This window comes from Streptomyces murinus, from assembly GCF_002154555.1.
Classification (GTDB): domain Bacteria; phylum Actinomycetota; class Actinomycetes; order Streptomycetales; family Streptomycetaceae; genus Streptomyces; species Streptomyces murinus.
The window spans coordinates 1-686 of record NZ_MUNF01001017.1 but is presented as its reverse complement, the minus strand read 5'-3'; the positions used below and the strand labels follow the sequence as shown (position 1 = coordinate 686).

At 77.0% G+C, this 686-nt stretch carries 1 protein-coding gene and 1 pseudogene; both read right to left on the bottom strand.

Annotation, left to right across the window (positions count from 1 at the left end; translation table 11 throughout):
- Positions 1 to 224 (bottom strand): annotated as a pseudogene (locus CCN72_RS37365) (molybdopterin molybdenumtransferase MoeA); the annotation flags it as partial.
- Positions 221 to 686, bottom strand: a 466-nt coding sequence (locus tag CCN72_RS37360; RefSeq protein ID WP_244174685.1) for a DUF6457 domain-containing protein, incomplete at its 5' end; no start/stop codon positions are given. The pseudogene CCN72_RS37365 and the gene CCN72_RS37360, both read right to left, overlap by 4 nt.

Genomic DNA, 686 nt, shown 5'->3' with positions numbered 1-686 from the left:
CGGGTGGCCCGGGCGGCTCGGGCGGCGATCTCGCGGGCCTGGGGCCAGGGGGTGGCGCGATGCCGTTCCGCCGGGGCATGGCCATGCGGCTCGGCGGGCCGCGGGTCCCGGGCCGGGCCGGTGCCGTCGTCCTTGGCGTCCCTCACGAGGGCCAGGGCCTCCTCGACATCGAGGTCGTCGCTGTCCTCCACGGGTGCCCCGTCGCGCAGTCGGGGCGCGGTCATCCGGCGTCCGGGGCGCTCGGGCCCCCGCTTTCCCCGGCCTCCGCCGCCTCTTCCTCCCAGCGCAGGGCCAGCGCGGCGGCCTTGCGGGAGGCCTCGGCGACGGCCTCGGGGCCGCCCTCGCCCCGGGCCGCGGCGTAGCCGACGAGGAAGGTGGTCAGCGGGGCGGCGGGCCGGGCGACACCGTGCGCGGCGTCCCGGGCCAGGTCGAGCAGGACGTTCGTGTCGACGTCCAGGTCGATGCCCAGCTCGTCCTTGACTGCGGAGATCCATTCATCCAACACGTGCCCATGCTCCCTGATGCGTGCCCTGGCGTTGACGATGTCGTCCCAGGTGTCGCAGTCGAAGGACGCGTGCGGGTCCGGGACGCGGGTGAGGCGGAGGGCGCCGGTGAGCCGGCGCAGCGGCAGCCCGGTGAGGCCGTCGTGCGCGGCGGCGAGGGCGTCCAGTTCACGGCGCAGCGCG